The 16,300-nt window shown below is 74.3% G+C and carries 15 protein-coding genes; 8 read left to right on the forward strand and 7 right to left on the reverse strand.

The annotated features are described in order from the left end of the window. Positions 1–2: 2 nt before the first annotated feature. The 3 genes from ACIQVZ_RS37220 to ACIQVZ_RS37230 all read right to left on the reverse strand — a co-directional run bounded on the left by ACIQVZ_RS37220 (position 3) and on the right by ACIQVZ_RS37230 (position 4,049). Positions 3–1,652, reverse strand: coding sequence for an LCP family protein (locus ACIQVZ_RS37220; RefSeq protein WP_402456360.1), 1,650 nt, complete (start codon positions 1,650–1,652; stop codon positions 3–5). Between the two features lie 192 nt (positions 1,653–1,844). Further along, complete coding sequence (locus tag ACIQVZ_RS37225; protein ID WP_402456362.1) at positions 1,845–3,221, reverse strand: LCP family protein; 1,377 nt, start codon at positions 3,219–3,221, stop codon at positions 1,845–1,847. A 36-nt stretch (positions 3,222–3,257) separates the two neighbouring features. After that, a complete protein-coding gene (locus tag ACIQVZ_RS37230) occupies positions 3,258–4,049 on the reverse strand; it encodes a TIGR03089 family protein (protein ID WP_402456363.1) in 792 nt (263 codons plus the stop codon). A 104-nt stretch (positions 4,050–4,153) separates the two neighbouring features. Between ACIQVZ_RS37230 and ACIQVZ_RS37235 the strand changes: the two genes are divergently transcribed. Further along, positions 4,154–5,266, forward strand: coding sequence for a peptidoglycan recognition protein (locus tag ACIQVZ_RS37235; protein WP_402456364.1), 1,113 nt, complete (start codon positions 4,154–4,156; stop codon positions 5,264–5,266). Between the two features lie 14 nt (positions 5,267–5,280). On the opposite strand, the gene ACIQVZ_RS37240 is transcribed toward ACIQVZ_RS37235, so the two are convergent. Next, complete coding sequence (locus tag ACIQVZ_RS37240) at positions 5,281–5,772, reverse strand: SgcJ/EcaC family oxidoreductase (RefSeq protein WP_402456365.1); 492 nt, start codon at positions 5,770–5,772, stop codon at positions 5,281–5,283. A gap of 6 nt (positions 5,773–5,778) precedes the next feature. On the opposite strand from ACIQVZ_RS37240, the gene ACIQVZ_RS37245 reads away from it, so the two are divergent. The 5 genes from ACIQVZ_RS37245 (at position 5,779) to ACIQVZ_RS37265 (ending at position 8,250) form a co-directional block, all read left to right on the forward strand. Next, positions 5,779–6,744 carry a DNA-3-methyladenine glycosylase family protein gene (locus tag ACIQVZ_RS37245; protein WP_402456366.1) on the forward strand — a complete coding sequence of 322 codons (966 nt, stop codon included), beginning with the start codon at positions 5,779–5,781 and terminating at the stop codon, positions 6,742–6,744. A 25-nt stretch (positions 6,745–6,769) separates the two neighbouring features. Continuing rightward, the gene (locus tag ACIQVZ_RS37250) at positions 6,770–7,024 is read left to right on the forward strand and encodes a type II toxin-antitoxin system Phd/YefM family antitoxin (protein ID WP_063349128.1); all 255 of its coding nucleotides are present in this window, start codon (positions 6,770–6,772) and stop codon (positions 7,022–7,024) included. Further along, a complete protein-coding gene (locus ACIQVZ_RS37255; RefSeq protein WP_402456368.1) occupies positions 7,021–7,467 on the forward strand; it encodes a PIN domain-containing protein in 447 nt (148 codons plus the stop codon). Before ACIQVZ_RS37250 ends, ACIQVZ_RS37255 begins: the two co-directional genes overlap by 4 nt. A gap of 244 nt (positions 7,468–7,711) precedes the next feature. Further along, positions 7,712–7,984 (forward strand): type II toxin-antitoxin system Phd/YefM family antitoxin, encoded by a 273-nt coding sequence (locus ACIQVZ_RS37260; RefSeq protein WP_402456370.1) that lies wholly within the window; start codon positions 7,712–7,714, stop codon positions 7,982–7,984. Further along, positions 7,981–8,250: a type II toxin-antitoxin system RelE/ParE family toxin gene (locus tag ACIQVZ_RS37265; protein ID WP_350886490.1), complete on the forward strand. Its 270-nt coding sequence runs from the start codon at positions 7,981–7,983 to the stop codon at positions 8,248–8,250. Before ACIQVZ_RS37260 ends, ACIQVZ_RS37265 begins: the two co-directional genes overlap by 4 nt. Positions 8,251–8,254: 4 nt before the next feature. Here the strand turns inward: ACIQVZ_RS37265 and ACIQVZ_RS37270 are convergent, their stop codons facing one another. From ACIQVZ_RS37270 to ACIQVZ_RS37280, 3 genes are all read right to left on the reverse strand, one after another. Then, entirely contained in the window at positions 8,255–9,547 is a 1,293-nt protein-coding gene (locus ACIQVZ_RS37270; RefSeq protein ID WP_402456372.1) for a coenzyme F420-0:L-glutamate ligase, read from the reverse strand. A gap of 28 nt (positions 9,548–9,575) precedes the next feature. Further along, positions 9,576–10,586 (reverse strand): 2-phospho-L-lactate transferase, encoded by a 1,011-nt coding sequence (gene cofD / locus ACIQVZ_RS37275; RefSeq protein ID WP_402456373.1) that lies wholly within the window; start codon positions 10,584–10,586, stop codon positions 9,576–9,578. A gap of 104 nt (positions 10,587–10,690) precedes the next feature. Beyond that, positions 10,691–11,317, reverse strand: a complete 627-nt coding sequence (locus ACIQVZ_RS37280; protein ID WP_402456387.1) for a cysteine dioxygenase — start codon at positions 11,315–11,317, stop codon at positions 10,691–10,693. A 628-nt stretch (positions 11,318–11,945) separates the two neighbouring features. Between ACIQVZ_RS37280 and ACIQVZ_RS37285 the strand changes: the two genes are divergently transcribed. Both ACIQVZ_RS37285 and ACIQVZ_RS37290 read left to right on the forward strand, forming a co-directional pair. Beyond that, positions 11,946–12,218: a WhiB family transcriptional regulator gene (locus ACIQVZ_RS37285; protein ID WP_063349134.1), complete on the forward strand. Its 273-nt coding sequence runs from the start codon at positions 11,946–11,948 to the stop codon at positions 12,216–12,218. A 217-nt stretch (positions 12,219–12,435) separates the two neighbouring features. Continuing rightward, a complete protein-coding gene (locus tag ACIQVZ_RS37290; protein ID WP_402456375.1) occupies positions 12,436–16,299 on the forward strand; it encodes a glycosyltransferase family 2 protein in 3,864 nt (1,287 codons plus the stop codon). The last annotated feature ends 1 nt before the right edge of the window (position 16,300 follow it).

Below are 16,300 nucleotides of genomic sequence, written 5' to 3' on the forward strand. Positions count from 1 at the left end.
GGCTACTTGGCGCACGCGTCGGTGTCGTCCGCCTGCACCCGCTGGAGGTCCTTCGGCGCCTCGGTCGGGGCCGCCGCCGGAGCCGCGAGGACGTCCTTGCCCAGCACCAGCACCAGCGGGCCCTTCGGATCCGCCTTCGGGTCCGGCCGGACGGCGTCGCCCGGCAGGCCGAGCGCGGCGGCCAGGGAGGCGGCCGCGGCGTCCTGTCCGGTCGGGAAGGACACCGTGGTGGTCGCGGTGACGGGGGCGTCGGAGGCGGTCGCGGCCTTGGCGAAGCCCTTGGCGCGGAGCTTGTCCACGGTGGGCCCCGACTGCCCGCGCGTCCCGCTGCCGTTGCGCACCGTCACCCGGACGTCCTTGGGGTCCACCGTCGGGGCGGCGGTGGTCGGGGCCGCCGGTGCGGTCTCCGGCGCGGCCGTGGCGGCGTCGGCGGGGGAGGCGGTCTCGGTCAGCGAGCGGTCGCCCGCGACCATCGAGAACAGCTGCCCGGCGTCCGGCTGCTTGAGCACCAACCGGTCCTTGTCCTTGGGATCGTCCAGGACCGGCACGGTGGCGAAGGTGATGTTCTTGGTGTCGACCTTGCTGAGGTCCAGCGCGAGGTCCTTGAGCTTGTCGACGCTGCCGATCCCGGAGTCCACGGTGAGCGCCTTGGTGGCGGCGTCGGCGAGCTTGTAGAGCTTGCCCGGGCTGGTCAGGGTGTCGTCGCTCTTGATCTTGCGGATCATCGAGCTGATGAACTGCTGCTGGAGCGGGATGCGGGTGAGGTCGCCGCCGAAGCCGACGGCGTGCCGGGTGCGGACGAAGGCCAGCGCCTCGTCGCCCTGGACCACGTGCCGGCCCTTGCTCATCTTCAGGTGCGAGTCGGTGTCGTTGATGTCCTTGGCCGCGCAGACCTCGACCCCGCCGACGGCGCTGGACAGCGTCTTCACCGCCTCGAAGTTGACCTGCACGAAGTGGTCGACCCGGATCCCGGTCATCTTCTCGACGGTCTTCCAGGTGCAGCCCGGGTCGCGCCCCTCCTGGCCGAGGCTGTTGTTGAACATGTCCCGCGCGGAGCCGGGGATCTTCTTGCCGTCGCCGCTCTGGCACTCCGGGATCGGCACCATCAGGTCGCGCGGGATGCTGATCGCGGTCGCGTTGGAGCGGTCCTTGGAGATGTGGAACAGCAGCGTGGTGTCGGCGTGCCCGGCGCTGCCCTCGTCGCCGTACTCGCGGCCGAGGCCCTGCCGGCTGTCGGTGCCCAGCACCAGGATGTTGAGCGCGTCCCCGGCGGCCTTGGGCCGCTCCTCCTCGTTGCCCAGCTGGACCTTGACGGAGGTCAGGTTGCTGTTGAAGTGCTGGTACAGGTAGTACGCCCCGCCGCAGCCCGCGACCATCACCAGGGCGCCGGCCCCGGCGGTCCACTTGAGCGCCCGGCGGCGCCGGGTCCGCTTGGCGGCGGCGGCCGCCCGGCGCCGGGAGTCGCGGCGGCCCGGCCCGGGGGTGCCCGCGGTCCCGGACCCGGTGGCCGGCATCTCCTCGGCGGCCGTCCGTTCGGCCGTCCGGCGGCGCTGCCCGGGGATTCCGGCGGCCGGGTCGAGGCGGTACTGGCCGGTTTCCGGGTCGCGCGTCCACTGGTCGGCGGGATCGACCTCCGGTTTGTCCTGCTGCACGGGGGTTCCCTACCTCCGACCGGTCACGGCTCAGGCTCGCCCGTTCGGCGGGCCGATCCGGACACACTAGACGAGCCGAACGGCGGAATCCTTCCGGTGTGATCTGCGCCATGTTCAGGTAATGGCCCGGTAAAGTCCCCTGAGTGTGCGGGATTTCCGGAAAACCCGCGCCGACCTGCGGCGCAGCCGCGATCAGTGCTGCGCGCAGGCGTCCACGTCGGCGGTGCGTCCCTCGAAGGTGGGCGAGGCGTCCGCCGAAGGTGACGCCTTCGCCGACGCCCCCGCGGCCCCGGCCGCCCTGTCCGACCCCGCGCCCGCGCCCGCCGCCGCACTCGGACTCGGGCTCGGGCTCGGGCCCGCCGCCACCGGACTCGGGCTCGGGCTCGCACCCGCCCCGACACCGACAGCCGCCCCAGCCTCGAAGCCCGCCCCGAAGCCCGCCCCGAACCCCGCCCCGGCGACGGAGCCCGGGGACGGCACCGAACCGGGCGGCCGGACGGCGACCGCCCGGTCGTCCCGCAGCGCGGTGAACAACCGGGTGGTCTGCGGCTGCACGAACTCGTCCCGGTCCGAGTCGTACCGGTACGGGCGGCGCGGCGCGGTCAGGAGCACCACGTCCGCCGAGGGGATGTCCCGCAGGTCCTGGGTGAGGTCGTACAGCGCCCCGAGCGAGGACAGTCCGCCGTCCGCCTTGACCGAGGAGGTGGCCGCGTCCAGCACCGGCCACAGCCGCGCCGGGTTCAGCAGTACGCCCTGCGACTGCACCTTGCGGATCAGCGCGGCCAGGAACTGCTGTTGACGGCCCATGCGCTGGGTGTCGCTGCCGTCGCCCAGGCTCTCCCGGGCCCGGACGTAGCCGAGTGCCTGCTCGCCGTGCAGGGTCTGCCGCCCGGCGGGCAGGTCGAGTCTGGCGTCCTTGTCGTGGATCGCCTGCGGGACGCACACCTCGACCCCGCCGATCGCGTTCACCATCGTCTTGAAGCCGTTGAAGTCGAGGATCACGTAGTGGTCGATCCGGATGCCGCTGAGCTGCTCGACGGCGCGGATCGAGCAGGCCGCGCCGCCCATCTCGAACGCCCAGTTGAACTGCATCAGCCCGGCCTTGCTGCGGGTGCCGTCCGGCTTCTCGCAGGCGGGGACGGTGACCATGACGTCGCGCGGGATGGAGACGGCCGTCGCGTGCTTCCGGTCGGCGGCCAGGTGCAGCAGGATCGTGGTGTCCGAGCGCTGGGTGCCCGGCTCGCCGCCGTACGAGGAATTGGTGCCGGAGCGGTCGTCGCTGCCGATCAGCAGGATGTTCTCGGAGCCCTTGGCCCCGGCGGTCCGGCTCGGCCGCTCGGCCTCCAGCCGGGCGAGCAGCCGGTCGGTGGCCGAGTCGGTGCGGATGTTGCCGTCCAGCGTGCGGTAGGCGATCCAGAGCAGTGCCCCGGTGGCGACCAGCAGGAACGCGACGACGCCGGCGGTGATCATCAGCCACCGCCGGCGCCGACGCGGGTGTTCGGGTTCGGAGGGGTGCGCATCCGTCGGGGGCGGGTCGGTCGGGGGGTGCGCGGTGTCGTCCTCGGCCATGGCAGGGATCCCTACCCGCCCGGCCCGACCCGGGGGTTACCCGAGGCGCAGTGTCACCCGTTCGGATTCGGTCCGCTTCTCCCACTGCTCGGGTTCGAGCCCCTGCGAGTTGCGGCACAGCACCACCGAGGCGCCGGCCGCCAGCGGCGCCAGCAGGCCGGCCTCCAGGCCGGTCCAGTCGTCGAACGAGAGGGTGGACAGCACCCGGTCGCCGGGCTTGAGCCCGAGCCGGGCGGCCCCCTCCCGGGCCAGCGCGACGGTCTGCTCGCCGGTCAGCTTCAGCGGCAACCCGTCCACGGCGGTCTCCAGCGCGTGGCCGTCCGGGGCGACGGGCGAGTACGGCGCGAAGCGGTCGCCCTGGCCGGGCACCTCGGCGGCGTAGTCGAGGAAGCCGTCGGGGCGCTGCGGGAAGCGTCCGCCGAGCGGGCGCAGGGCCAGGGCCACCCGCTCGCCCTCGCAGGCCTGGGCGGCCGCCAGTCCGTCCGGACCGCTGACCACCAGGTCGGCGTCGGCCGGGTCGCCGCCGGGCACCGCCGTCACCCCGACCGACCAGCAGGCCAGCAGCCAGACGGCGCTCTGCCAGTGGGCGGGGAGCAGCAGCACGGCCCGGTCGCCCGGGCCGGCGTTCAACTCGTCCTGGAGGAGGTTGGCCGTCTTGGCGACCCAGTTGTCGAAGGTCCGGGCGGACAGCTCCACCCGTTCGCCGGTGGCGTCGTCGTAGAAGGTGACCAGCGGGGCCGCGGGATCGACCGTGGACGTGCCGCCTCGCAGATACGCGTGCAGCAGTTCGACGGGGGTGCGGGCATCGGCAGCGAAATGCGCAGTCATGGTGCGCCCCAGCCTACGGCCTTCGAGTGGGCCGTCGGGAGGGGTGGTGGACCGGGCGCGAGGCGACGTGGCGAGCGGCCCGATTTGCCGCCACCATCCGGTTTATGCGCCTTTCCCTCCCGGCCGCCCTGCTCGTCGGCTGCACCGTCGCCCTGCTCCTCCAGCCCGCCGCCACCGCCGGCCCGGCCGACCCCGACGGCGCCCGGCGCCGCGGTTCCGCCGGCGGCGGGTCGGTCACCTCACTGCCGCTCGGCCCCGGTCCCGCCCTGGCCCCGCGCACCACCCGGCCGTTCGAACTCCTCGGCGTCGGCTGGGACGGCCCGGCGGACGCGCTGGCCGGCGGCGCCGTCCGGGTCCGCACCCGGGACGCGGCCACCGGCCGCTGGGGCGACTGGCACGACCTGGAGGCCGACACCGAGGACGGCCCCGACCTCGCCCCGCGCGGCGCCACCGCGCCCCTGTGGACGGGACGTAGCGACGGCGTCGCCGTCGAGGTGCGCCCCGGCCCCGCCGGGCCCCCGCCCGGCCTGCGGATCGACCTGGTCGACCCCGGCCAGGGCGCGCCCGCGCCCGCCGCCCGGGTCGTTCCCCGCCACCCCGCCGACGGCCCCCAGGCCCCGCGCCCGGCCATCGTCACCCGGGCCGGCTGGGGTGCGGACGAGTCCCTGCGCGACCAGACCTTCGAGTACACCGGACCGGTCCACGAGGTGTTCATCCACCACACCGCCACCGCCACCGACTACGCCTGCTCCGACGCCCCCCGGGTGATCAGGTCGATCTACCAGTACCACGTTCAGAGCAGCGGCTGGCGGGACATCGGCTACAACTTCCTGGTCGACCGCTGCGGCACCGTCTACGAGGGCCGGGCCGGCGGCGTCGACCTGCCCGTCCACGGTGCCCACACCCTCGGCTTCAACACCGACTCGGCCGGCGTCGCCGCCATCGGCACCTACGTCGGCGACGCCCCGCCCCAGCCGCTCCTGGACGGCCTGGCCGCCATCGCCGGCTGGAAGCTCGGCCTCACCGGCCACCCCGCCGACGGCCGCACCAAGCTGACCTCCTCCTCCGACGCCAGCCGCTACCCCAAGGGCACCGTCGTCGACTTCGACGCGGTCTCCGGCCACCGCGACGCCTTCAACACCGAATGCCCCGGCAACGCCCTCTACGCCCGGCTCCCCGCCCTCCGCACGGCCGCGGCCCACCTCCAGACCCCCTGAGGTGCCGCACCGCCCTACGTCGGCCCGGGCCCCCGCCCGACCAGCTCCCGCAGCTCCGCCGTCAACGCCGCCGCCAGATCCGGCCGGAGGTCGTAGCGCGCCGGCGTGTTCTGCAGCAGTCCGATCCGCCAGCCCGCCCCGGCGTTCACCGCGATCACCGTCTGCACCGCGTTGAGCGCCGGGTCCAGGTCCTCCGCGGCGTCCGGCACCAGCCCCGCGACGGCGTCCAACTGCGCCACCCCGGGCCCCAGCGCGCGGACCCGGCGCACCCTGGCCACGTACTCGGGCGTCGCGTGGTCCGCGAAGAGCCGCCCCAGTTCGGCGGCGATCACCGACCGCCCGCAGTGCCGGGTGCCGTCGAAGCCGATCACCTCCCCGTCCTCGGCGAACGGCCCGGCGAAGGCCGAACCGTCCCGCTCGTTCCACCCCTCCAGCGCCCGGTGGTACAGCGCCCGCACCGCGCTCTCGTCCCCGGAGGACAGCTCCGGCAGCCGCGTATCGTTCATATCCCCATGGTCGACGAAGGCGGTGGAGCCGGACAGCGGAGGAGGCGCAGGGCGGTGACGGGCGAGTCGGTACGGCGCTGGCGGCCGGGTTTCCCGCTGGACGTCGCCCGGACGCTGCTGCCGCTGCGCCGGGGCCCCGCCGACCCGGCGTACCGCACCACCGGCGACGGCGCGCTCTGGCGGGCGTCCCGGACCCCGGCCGGGATCGGCACCCTGCGGGTGCTGGCGCGCCCGGCCGCCGGCGAGGTGGAGGCGACCGCCTGGGGGCCGGGCGCGCCGTGGCTGCTGGAGCGGCTGCCGGCGCTGCTGGGCGCGCAGGACGACCCGCAGGCCCTGGTGCTGCCGCCCGGCCCGCTGCGGGACGCCCAGCGCCGCACCGCCGCGGTCCGCCTCACCCGCACCGGGCTGGTCCTGGAGTCCCTCGTCCCGGCGATCCTGGAGCAGAAGGTGACCACCGACGAGGCCTACCGCGCCTGGCGCACCCTGCTACGGGACTTCGGCACCGCTGCGCCGGGCCCGGCCGAGGGTATGCGGGTGGCGCCGTCGGCCCGCGAGTGGGCGCTGGTGCCGAGCTGGGAGTGGCACCGCGCGGGGGTGGACCCGAAGCGCTCGGCGACGGTCGTGCGCGCCGTCCGGCTGGCGCCCCGGCTGGAGGAGGCCGCCGCGATGGACCACGCCGAGGCCTTCGCCCGGCTCACCGCCGTCCCGGGGATCGGCCCCTGGACGGCCGCCGAGACCCTGCAGCGCAGCAACGGCGACCCGGACGCGGTCTCCGTCGGCGACTTCCACCTGCCCAACCTGGTCGGCTGGGCCCTGGCCGGCCGCCCCCGCAGCGACGACGCCCAGATGCTCGCCCTGCTGGAGCCCTACCGCCCGCACCGCCACCGCCTCTGCCGCCTCCTGCTGGCCACCACTCCCCACGCCCCCCGCTACGGCCCCCGCCTCACCCCCAACGACCACCGGCGGCGATGAACTACGCCGTAGTACACTGCCTCGCATGGAAGCAACCATGCGGGAGCTGAACCAGCAGACGGCCAGGGTGATAGGAGCCGTCGAGCGGGGCGAGACCGTCACCGTCACCAAGGACGGCAGGCATGTGGCGACCATCCTGCCGCCGAGCCTGGCCGCACCCGTCTACCCCTTCCGGACCGATCCGATGGGGGAGGAGCTCGACGACATGCCGGTCATCCCCGGCGGCGGCGGGCGCATTCTGGCCGACCTCGACCAGCACATGGAAGGATTCGGCAGGTGACCGACGTCGCGGTGGTCGGCGACACCGGCGCCCTGCTCGCCGCATACGCCGGTGAGGAACCCGACCATGACGCCTGCCTGAAGGCCTTGCGTACGGTCGGCCATCTGGTCATCTCGCCCCTGGTGCTGGCCGAGCTGGACTACCTCGCGCACCGGACGCTCGGAGCCGCGATGGCGATGCGCGTTCTGGACGACATCATCGACCGATGTGCGATCGGCCGCTTCGAGGTGCCCGAGGTGGGTGCGCACCTTGCCACCGCGCGGGCGGTCATGCGGCAGTACCCGGACCTGAACATCGGCCTGACGGACGCCATCAACGTCGCGCTGGCCGCGGAGTTCAGGACCGACGCGGTGTTGACCGTCGACCGTCGCCACTTCCGTGCGATCAGGCCGCTGACCAACCACAAGGCCTTCCGGCTGCTGCCGGACGACCTCGACGGCTGATCCTCACCGCACCTCGATGAAGGTGTCGGCGCTGCGGTCCGGGCGTTCGCGCGGGGGTTCGGCGGGGCGGTCGACGGCGACGGCGCGGCGCGACCGCCCGCACCGCCACCGCCTCTGCCGCCTCCTGCTGGCCACCACCCCCCACGCCCCCCCCGCTACGGCCCCCGCCTCACCCCCGACGACCACCGGCGGCGATGAGCCGGAAGCGCTGTGCGGTGTACACGCCGATGTGTACGCTTGATGCATGACTGACGCACTGAGCATCCGGGAACTGCGTGCGAACATCGCCGAGGTGGTCAACCAGGCCGAGGCCGGCGAGATCACCGTGATCACTCGGAAGGGCGAGCGGGTCGGAGCGGTCGTGCCGATCGAGATCCTCGATGCCATAGAGAATGCCGCGGACGAACTGCTCGCCCGTGAGGCCGAGCAGCACCGGAACGATCCCACCGTGACCATGGCCGAGCTCCTGGCCGACCTGTTCGACTCGCCCGGGGACTCCTCCGGGAGCGCTGCGTGAAGTACGCGTTCCGCTTCACCGCGCATGCCAAGCGCCAGCTGCGTGACATCAGCCAGGTCGATGCGATGCGGATCCTCACCGCACTCACCGTTCTCGGTGAGGACCCGTACGTCGATGGCCCGGATGTCAAGAAGCTGGCGGGTCACGTCGGCCTCTACCGTCTCCGCGTCGGCGTCTACCGCGTGGCCTACGAGATCCACGACGGCGTGTTGGTGATCCTCGTGGTGGCCGTCGGAAATCGCCGCGAGATCTATCGCGGTCTCTGAACCGTTACCGCACCTCGATGAAGGTGTCGGCGCTGCGGTCCGGGCGTTCGCGCGGGGGTTCGGCGGGGCGGCCGACGGCGACGGCGCCCATCGGGTCCCAGCCGTCCGGGAGGTCGAGGGCCGCGCGGACGGTGTCGCGGCAGAACATGGTGGACGACACCCAGGCGGAGCCGTAGCCCTCGCCGGTGAGGGCGACCAGGAGGTTCTGCACGGCGGCGCCGGCGGCGACGGTGAACATCTCCCGTTCGGCGGCGGCGCGCCGCTGGTCGGGGTAGTGGTGCGAGCCGTCCATGACGAGGCAGGGCACCACCAGGTAGGGCGCGTCGCGCAGGACGTCGCCGCGGGCGGTGCGGCGGGCGATCCGGGCGTCGTCCCAGCCGTCGAGTTCGCGCAGGTCGCGCTGCCAGGCGGCGAGCATCGCGTCGAGCAGCCGGGTGCGGGCCCGCGCCGTCTCCAGCAGGACGAACCGCCACGGCGTGGTGTGGTGCGGGGCGGGCGCGGTGACGGCGGCGGCGACGGCGCGGCGCACGGCGCCGGGGTCGACCGGGGCGTCGGTGAAGGAGCGGACGGTGCGCCGCAGGGTGACGGCCTGGCGCAGCGCCTCGGAGGTGCCGAGCCGGAACATGTCGTCGACGGCGCGGCGGACCAGCGGCCGGGCGCCGTCGCCGTCCTCGGCGGTGACGAGGTGGCCGAGCCCGCGGACGACGGCGACCGGCACGCCGCTGGTCTTGCCCTTCACCAGGTCGGCCGCGGCGGCGAGTTCGTCGGCGGTGGCGGTGACGGTGAGCGTCAGCTCGTTGCCGTGGCTGTCGGTGCGCCCGCGGTGGTCCTCCAGCACGGACAGCCCGGCGGCGCCGATGGCGACGTCGGTGAGCCCGCTGCGCCAGGGCCGGCCGAAGGTGTCGGTGACGACGACGGCGAGCCGGCGGCCGGTGAGCTGCTGGAGCTGCCCGCGCAGGGCGCGGGCGGAGGCGTCCGGGTCCTCGGGCAGCAGCAGGACGGTGCCGGGGGCGGTATTGGAGGCGTCGACGCCGGCGGCGGCCATGACGAAGCCGTTGCGGTTCTCGACGATCCGGGCGGGGCCGCGCCGGGCGACCACCCGGACGGTCTCGGCCTCGATCGCGGCGTCGCGGTCGGCGGCGTACAGCAGCCGGCCCTCGGCCTTGCTGACGACCTTCGAGGTGACGATCAGGATGTCGCCGTCCTGGTACTCGCCGGCCTTGGCGAGCAGCGCGGCGAGGTCGGTTCCGGCGTCGATCTCCGGCAGCCCCTCGACCGGCAGGATCCGCAGGCTCATGCGCCCTCCCCGCTGCGCTCGCGCCCGCTCACTTGCGCACCTGCTCGGCGAGGGCGAGGGCGGCCCGGGCCATCTCGGCGGTGGCCTCGACGTCGGTCATCAGCAGCGGGACGGCCCGGCAGGCGATCCCGGCGGCCTCGACGGCGGCGACCGAGGCCTGGTCGGCGGTGTCGACGAGCCAGCCGTCGATCAGGCCCTCCGGTCGCCCGCCGCCACCCTTGTCCGAGTTGCTTCGCAGCACTGCCCTGCTGCCGTAGTTCAGCGCGACCGCCTCCGCGGTGGCCTCGACGCCGACGGCGGCGAGCACCTTGTCGGCCATGCCGCGCACCGGGGCGCCGCCGATGATCGGGGAGAGCCCGACGACGGGGGCGGGGGCGGCGGCGACGGCCTCCCGGATGCCGGGGACGGCGAGGATGGTGCCGATGGAGACGACCGGGTTGGACGGCGGGAAGAGGATGACGTCGGCGGCGGCGAGGGCCTCCAGGACGCCGGGCGCGGGCTTCGCGGTGTCGGCGCCGACCGGGATGATCGCCTCGGCGTCGACGGCGGCGTGCAGCCTGACCCAGTACTCCTGGAAGTGGATCGCCCGGGTGCCCTGCTCGTCGGTGATCCGCACGTGGGTCTCGACCCGGTCGTCGCTCATCGGCAGCAGCCGTACGCCGGGCTTCCAGCGCACGCACAGCGCCTCGGTGACCTGGCTGAGGCTGTAGCCGGCGGTGAGCATCTGGCTGCGGACGAGGTGGGTGGCGAAGTCGCGGTCGCCGAGCCCGAACCACTCGGGGCCGACGCCGTACTCCTTCATCTCGGCCTTGATCGACCAGGTCTCGTCGGTGCGGCCCCAGCCCTGCTCCTCGTGGATGCCGCCGCCGAGGGTGTACATCACGGTGTCGAGGTCGGGACAGACCTTGAGGCCGTAGAGGTGGATGTCGTCGCCGGTGTTGCCGATGACGGTGATCTCGTCCTGCGGTCCGACTGCCGCGAGGAGTCCGCGCAGGAAGCGCGCTCCGCCGATTCCGCCTGCCAGTGCCACGATGCGCATGGGTTCATCCTGCCACGGTCCGACTGCCCGTCAGCCCGCTCATCAGCCCGGTCGCCTGCCCGGCCGCCGGCGGGTGCGACGGCCGGGTCGACGCGGGCGGGTGCTCAGTGCGCCTCGGCCTGGGCCTGCGGGTGCTGCTCGGGGACGGCGGTGCCGCCGTACTGGTTCATCTCGGTGAGGCCCGGGGTGTAGAGGTGGATGGAGACGGCGGGTTCGAGCGTGCCGTTGACCACCTCGTGCAGGTAGCCGGAGGAGAAGACCCGCTGCCCGCCGGGGCGCAGGGTGCGGGCTCCCTCGCCGGCGCGGGTGAGCGAGCGTTCGATCAGCTCGCCCTGGACGACGGTCATCACGCCGGAGGACTCGCCGTGGTCGTGGAAGCCGCTGCTCTGGCCGGGCAGCCAGCTGAGCAGCCAGACCTCGTAGCCGGGGCCGGTCTCCAGCCGGGCGTACCAGCGGGTGAGCGCGTCGTAGCGGACCAGGGGTTCCCAGCGGGCGCGGTCGGCGGCGATCTCGCGGATCAGCCGGGCGTGGCCGGCCACGGTGGTGGGGTGGCGGGGCAGGTCGGTGCGGGCCAGGTGCGGGAAGGCGAGCGGGTCGCCGGCGATGGAGACGTCGCTGAGGCCGTCGGTCCAGCCCCGGCCGGGCGTGGTGGGGGCCGTGGGCGCGGTGGGCGCGGGGCTTCGGCGGGCGAGTTTGCTGCGGTCGCGGTTCCGCTTGCGGATACGGGTCATACGCACGGGAGTCGTCCTCGGAGTGGCGGCTGTTCGTCGGGGATCAGCCGGATCCGGGATGTCCTGGGACGGGAATCGCGGGCGGCCTCTGTGCTTCCTGGGGGCGGCGCGCGGTGGGACGCGGGCGCCTAGATACAGCAGGAACAGAGGCGACAACAAGAGTTCACGGCACGGCGGAGCGTGGAACCGCTCCGGGGGCTGGCGAACTCTGACATAGGGGAAAGGAGACCGCATCCGTGGGGCCGGTGTCAAACACAGAGATGTGGCATTCGAGGGGGTTACGCCAAGAAGTTGCCCGGATGGGGTGATAAATCACGCTCTATGTTTCGATGGGAAGATCGCCGGGAAGGCAGGGCGATGACCGGCCTGTGATGGTGACCGAGCGTCACCCGCCGAAGGGTTGTGGCTGGTTCGACGCCGTTCGGGGCTTTCGGATCGAAGGTCCTATGTGTCCGAATATGTACACTATTCGTAACGGCTTGGTGCCGGGGAGTGAATCCTCGCCCCAATACCAGAGCTCGGCTTGACTGAGCCAGAGTGACGCAACTGTAATTTCACTCGTGTCGTCGGCCGCACGAGGCAACGGCAACCACGGGGACGCCAAGTAGGGGCAGAGGAGGCGCGCCACATGAGCGAGCTCTTTGAGCTGTTGATCGGTGACGGCATCGCGGAGGAGGAAGAGGAACTCGGCTGGCAGGAGCGCGCGTTGTGCGCCCAGACCGACCCCGAGTCCTTCTTCCCCGAGAAGGGCGGCTCCACGCGCGAGGCCAAGAAGGTCTGCCTCGCCTGCGAGGTCCGTTCGGAATGCCTGGAGTACGCCCTCGCCAATGACGAGCGGTTCGGCATCTGGGGCGGCCTCTCCGAGCGCGAGCGCCGCCGGCTCAAGAAGAGCGCGGTCTGACCGGGGCGGCCGCAGGCCCCCGCTGACCCTTCGACAACCACACGGCAGTACGGGCGCCTCACCGCGGCGGTGGGGCGCTTTCGTGTTCCCTGCCGGCTCTTCACCGGTCCCGCACCGGCACCGCGGACGAAGCCGCCATCCGGAGCCGTTAGTGTGGTGCGCCATCCGGTTGCCGTTCACCGGCTGTGTCCACCGAGAACTGGGGCCCGCGCACTCGATGACCGTCTACAGCCACCAGAGCGGCTTCACCGCTGCCAGGCCGCCCGCCTACCCGCGCCACCTGGTCACCGCGGTGATCGTCTCGCACGACGGGGCCCGCTGGCTGCCGCAGGCCCTCGCCGGCCTGCTCGGCCAGGACCGCCAGGTCCAGCGGGTGCTCGCGGTCGACACCGGTTCCACCGACAACTCTCCGCAACTGCTGGCGGACACCCTCGCCGACTGGCTGCCCGAGAGCGGCCCGCTGCTCCTCGGCCGCCGGGCGGGCTTCGGCACCGCCGTCGCCGAGGCCGTCTTCGGTAGCCCGCCGCTGCGCCCGGAGGACCTGCCCTACCGGCTCGACCCCTCCGGCTACGACCCGGTCACCGGCGGCTGGGACGACTTCGGCGACCCGCTCGCCCAGGAGGACGACCTCGGCCGCGGCGGCCCGCGCGAGACCCAGCCCGTCGAATGGCTCTGGCTGCTGCACGACGACTGCGAGCCGCAGACCGACGCGCTGCGCCGGCTGCTCCAGGTCGCCGACTCCACCCCCAGCGCCGCCGTGGTCGGCCCCAAGCTGCGCAGCTGGTACGACCGCCGCCAGCTGCTGGAGGTCGGCGTCACCATCGCCCGCTCCGGCCGCCGCTGGACCGGCCTCGACCGCCGCGAGCAGGACCAGGGCCAGCACGACCATGTCCGCCCGGTGCTCGCCGTCTCCAGCGCCGGCATGCTGGTGCGCCGCGACGTCTTCGAGGAACTCGGCGGCTTCGACAAGGCGCTGCCGCTGATGCGCGACGACGCCGACTTCTGCTGGCGGGTCAACGCCGCCGGCCACCGCGTGGTGGTCGCCCCCGACGCCGTGCTGCGGCACGCCGAGGCGGCCAGCCGCGAGCGCCGCGCCATCGACTGCGGCCCCGCCCACCCGCACCGGGTGGACAAGGCCGGCGCCGTCTACACCCTGCTCGCCAACTGCAAGGGCGCGCTCTTCCCCTACGTCCTGCTGCGGCTGGTGCTCGGCACCCTGCTGCGGGCCGTCACCAACCTGCTCGGCAAGGACCCGCGCCAGGCCTTCGACGAGCTCACCGGCCTCGGCCACGAACTCGTCCGCTTCCCCCGGCTGCTGGCCGCGCGCAAGCAGCGCGCCCGCACCCGGGCCGCCGACGCCCTGGACGACCGCACGCTCTTCCCGCCGCCCGGCGCCACCGCCCGGCTCGCCGTCGAGGGCGTGATCGGCTCCCTCGGCATAGGGGGAGGGGACGACACCGGCCGGCACGGCTCGGTCGAGGCCGGGCCGGGCGGCGAGGACGACGAGGACCTGGTCGTCGAGCAGTTCACGCTGATCAAGAAGCTGGCCCGGCGTCCGGCGCCGGTGCTGTTCGCGGCCCTGCTGGTGTTCGCCCTGATCGCCTGCCGCGGCCTGTTCGGCAGCGGCGAGCTGTTCGGCGGCGCCCTGCTGCCGGCCACCGACGGCGCCGGCGGCCTCTGGTCGATGTACGCGGACGCCTGGCACCCGATCGGCACCGGCTCCACCGCCGCCGCGCCGCCGTACCTCGGCGTGCTCGCGGTGCTGTCCTGGGTGCTGTTCGACCACGCCGACCTCGCGCTCACCCTGCTGGTCGTGCTCACCGTGCCGCTGTCCGCGGTCAGCGCCTACCTGGTGTCCCGGCCGCTGCTGGACTCCAAGCTGGTCCGGGCCTGGGCCAGCGCCGCCTACGCGCTGCTGCCCGCCGCGACCGGCGCGCTCGCCCAGGGCCGGATCGGCACCGCCGTCCTCGCCGTGCTGCTGCCGCCGCTGGCCCGCGCCGCCGCGATCGCGGCCGGTCTCGGCATCCGCGACGAGAGCGCCGCCAAGGGCGCCCGCCCGGGGTGGCGGCCGGTCTGGATGACCGTCCTGCTGCTCACCCTGGCCACCTCCTTCGTGCCGTTGACCTGGGCGCTCGCCCTGCCGCTGTGCCTGGCGACGCTGGTCGTCGCGGTGGTCCGCGGCGGCGCCTTCGGCTCGGGCGGCGCCGCGCTGCGCCTGCTCGGCCTGCGCGTCCTGGTGATCCTCGCGCTGCCCGTCCTGGTGCTGGCGCCGTGGTCGCTGACGGTGCTGACGCACCCGCAGTGGCTGCTGCTGGAGGCCGGCCTGCCCGGTCTGCACGGCACCGGTGCGAGCGCGGCCGGCCTGCTGCTGGTCAACCCCGGCGGCGCCGGGGTGCCGCCGGTCTGGCTGTCCGCCGGCGTGGTGCTCGCCGCGCTCGCCGCACTGCTGCGCGCCGACCGCCGCCGTGCGGTGCTGGCCGCCTGGGGTGCGGCCGGTGCGGGCCTGGTCTTCGCGGTCGCGGTGGCGGGCACCTCCGTCACCCCGGCCTCCGGCGGCCCGGCGGTGCCCGCCTGGGCCGGCCCGGCCTCGCTGATCGCCGGGATCGCCCTGCTGGCGGCCGCCGCGATCGGTGCCGACGGCGCCAACGCCCGCGTGGCCGGGATCGCCTTCGGCTGGCGCCAGCCGGTGGCCGCGCTGGTGGTGGCCGCCGCGGTGCTGGCCCCGCTGGGCACCGGCCTGTGGTGGGCGCTCACCGGCGCCGGCAAGCCGCTGCACCGGGCCCAGGCCGGCCAGGTGCCCGCGTTCATCGCGGAGGAGGCCGGCACCACCGACCGGTCCCGCACCCTGGTCGTCACCGGTGATCCGGGCGGCGGCGCGGTCCGCTACACCGTGGTCCGCGGCGCGGGCCTGACGCTCGGCCAGGCCGAGTCCACCGTCGACCCGTCGACCGGCACCCAGGACGGCCTGAACAAGATGGTCGGCAGCCTGCTGGCCGGTTCCGGCGCCGACCAGGCCGGTGCGCTCTCCGGCTACGGCATCGCCTACGTGCTGGTCCAGCAGTCGGTGATCGCCACCTACAAGGACGTCCTGGACACCACCCCCGGCCTGGTCAAGGCCAACCAGGACGGCGACTCCGCGCTCTGGCAGGTCACCGGCGCCCCCGCCGTCCGCGCGGTGATCACCGCCCCGGGCGCCGCCCCGGGCGCCGCCCCGGTGGTCGTCCCGGCCGGGGCCCGCGACCTCACCGCCACCGTCCCGGCCGGTCCGGACGGCCGGGTGCTGCGGCTCGCCGAGTCCGCTGCCCCCGAGTGGAAGGCCACCGTGGGCGGTACCGCGCTGGAGTCCGTCACGGTCGACGGCTGGGCGCAGGGCTTCAAGCTCCCGGCCGGCGGCGGCAAGCTGACCGTCACCCGGGAGGACGGCTTCGCGCACACCGGCTGGATCTGGGCCCAGGTGCTGCTCGGCCTGACCATCCTCGTGCTGGCCCTGCCCGGACGCCGCAGCCACAAGGACGACGACCTGCCCGAGGAGGTGGTGGCCGCCGCCGCGCTGGCCGCCGCGGCCCAGGCGCAGACGCCCGCCCCCGGCAGCCGCCGGGCCCGCCGGATGGCCGAGCGCGGCGAGGGCGGCGAGGACGGCGGGGTGTACGAGGGCCCGCCGGGCGCGATCCCGGCGCAGCCCGCCGGCGAGCCGGTGGCCGAGGCGGTCCAGGCGGCCGCCGCCGTCCAGGAGACCGAGCCGTACACCGACCCGTACCAGACGTACCAGCAGGCCGACCCGTACAGCTACGACCAGTACGCGGCCCAGCAGCCGGTGGCCGCGCCGTACGGCGGCCAGGGGTACGACGGCCAGGGCTACGAGGGCTACCAGCCGCAGGCGTACCCGCAGCAGGGCTACGAGCAGCAGCCGTACCCGCAGGAGCAGCAGTACGGCTACGAGCAGCAGCCCTACCAGCAGACGGAGCACCAGCAGCCGTGGGTGCCGGGGCAGCCGCAGGCCGAGCCCTACTACGACCCCAACGACCCGAACGACCCCAACGGCACGGGCCGGTACCCGCACCAGCACGGATCGGGGAGCTGAC

The organism is Kitasatospora sp. NPDC098663 (genome assembly GCF_044760075.1).
Classification (GTDB): domain Bacteria; phylum Actinomycetota; class Actinomycetes; order Streptomycetales; family Streptomycetaceae; genus Kitasatospora.

Bases quoted from the DNA above. Each gene is read 5' to 3' on its own strand.
- ACIQVZ_RS37245 (WP_402456366.1), top strand. From the start codon at position 5,779: ATGGTCGACGAAGGCGGTGGAGCCGGACAGCGGAGGAGGCGCAGGGCG.
- ACIQVZ_RS37235 (WP_402456364.1), top strand. From the start codon at position 4,154: ATGCGCCTTTCCCTCCCGGCCGCCCTGCTCGTCGGCTGCACCGTCGCC.
- ACIQVZ_RS37280 (WP_402456387.1), bottom strand. From the start codon at position 11,317: ATGACCCGTATCCGCAAGCGGAACCGCGACCGCAGCAAACTCGCCCGC.
- ACIQVZ_RS37270 (WP_402456372.1), bottom strand. From the start codon at position 9,547: ATGAGCCTGCGGATCCTGCCGGTCGAGGGGCTGCCGGAGATCGACGCC.
- ACIQVZ_RS37225 (WP_402456362.1), bottom strand. From the start codon at position 3,221: ATGGCCGAGGACGACACCGCGCACCCCCCGACCGACCCGCCCCCGACG.
- ACIQVZ_RS37230 (WP_402456363.1), bottom strand. From the start codon at position 4,049: ATGACTGCGCATTTCGCTGCCGATGCCCGCACCCCCGTCGAACTGCTG.
- ACIQVZ_RS37250 (WP_063349128.1), top strand. From the start codon at position 6,770: ATGGAAGCAACCATGCGGGAGCTGAACCAGCAGACGGCCAGGGTGATA.
- ACIQVZ_RS37285 (WP_063349134.1), top strand. From the start codon at position 11,946: ATGAGCGAGCTCTTTGAGCTGTTGATCGGTGACGGCATCGCGGAGGAG.
- ACIQVZ_RS37240 (WP_402456365.1), bottom strand. From the start codon at position 5,772: ATGAACGATACGCGGCTGCCGGAGCTGTCCTCCGGGGACGAGAGCGCG.
- ACIQVZ_RS37290 (WP_402456375.1), top strand. From the start codon at position 12,436: ATGACCGTCTACAGCCACCAGAGCGGCTTCACCGCTGCCAGGCCGCCC.
- cofD (WP_402456373.1), bottom strand. From the start codon at position 10,586: ATGCGCATCGTGGCACTGGCAGGCGGAATCGGCGGAGCGCGCTTCCTG.
- ACIQVZ_RS37260 (WP_402456370.1), top strand. From the start codon at position 7,712: ATGACTGACGCACTGAGCATCCGGGAACTGCGTGCGAACATCGCCGAG.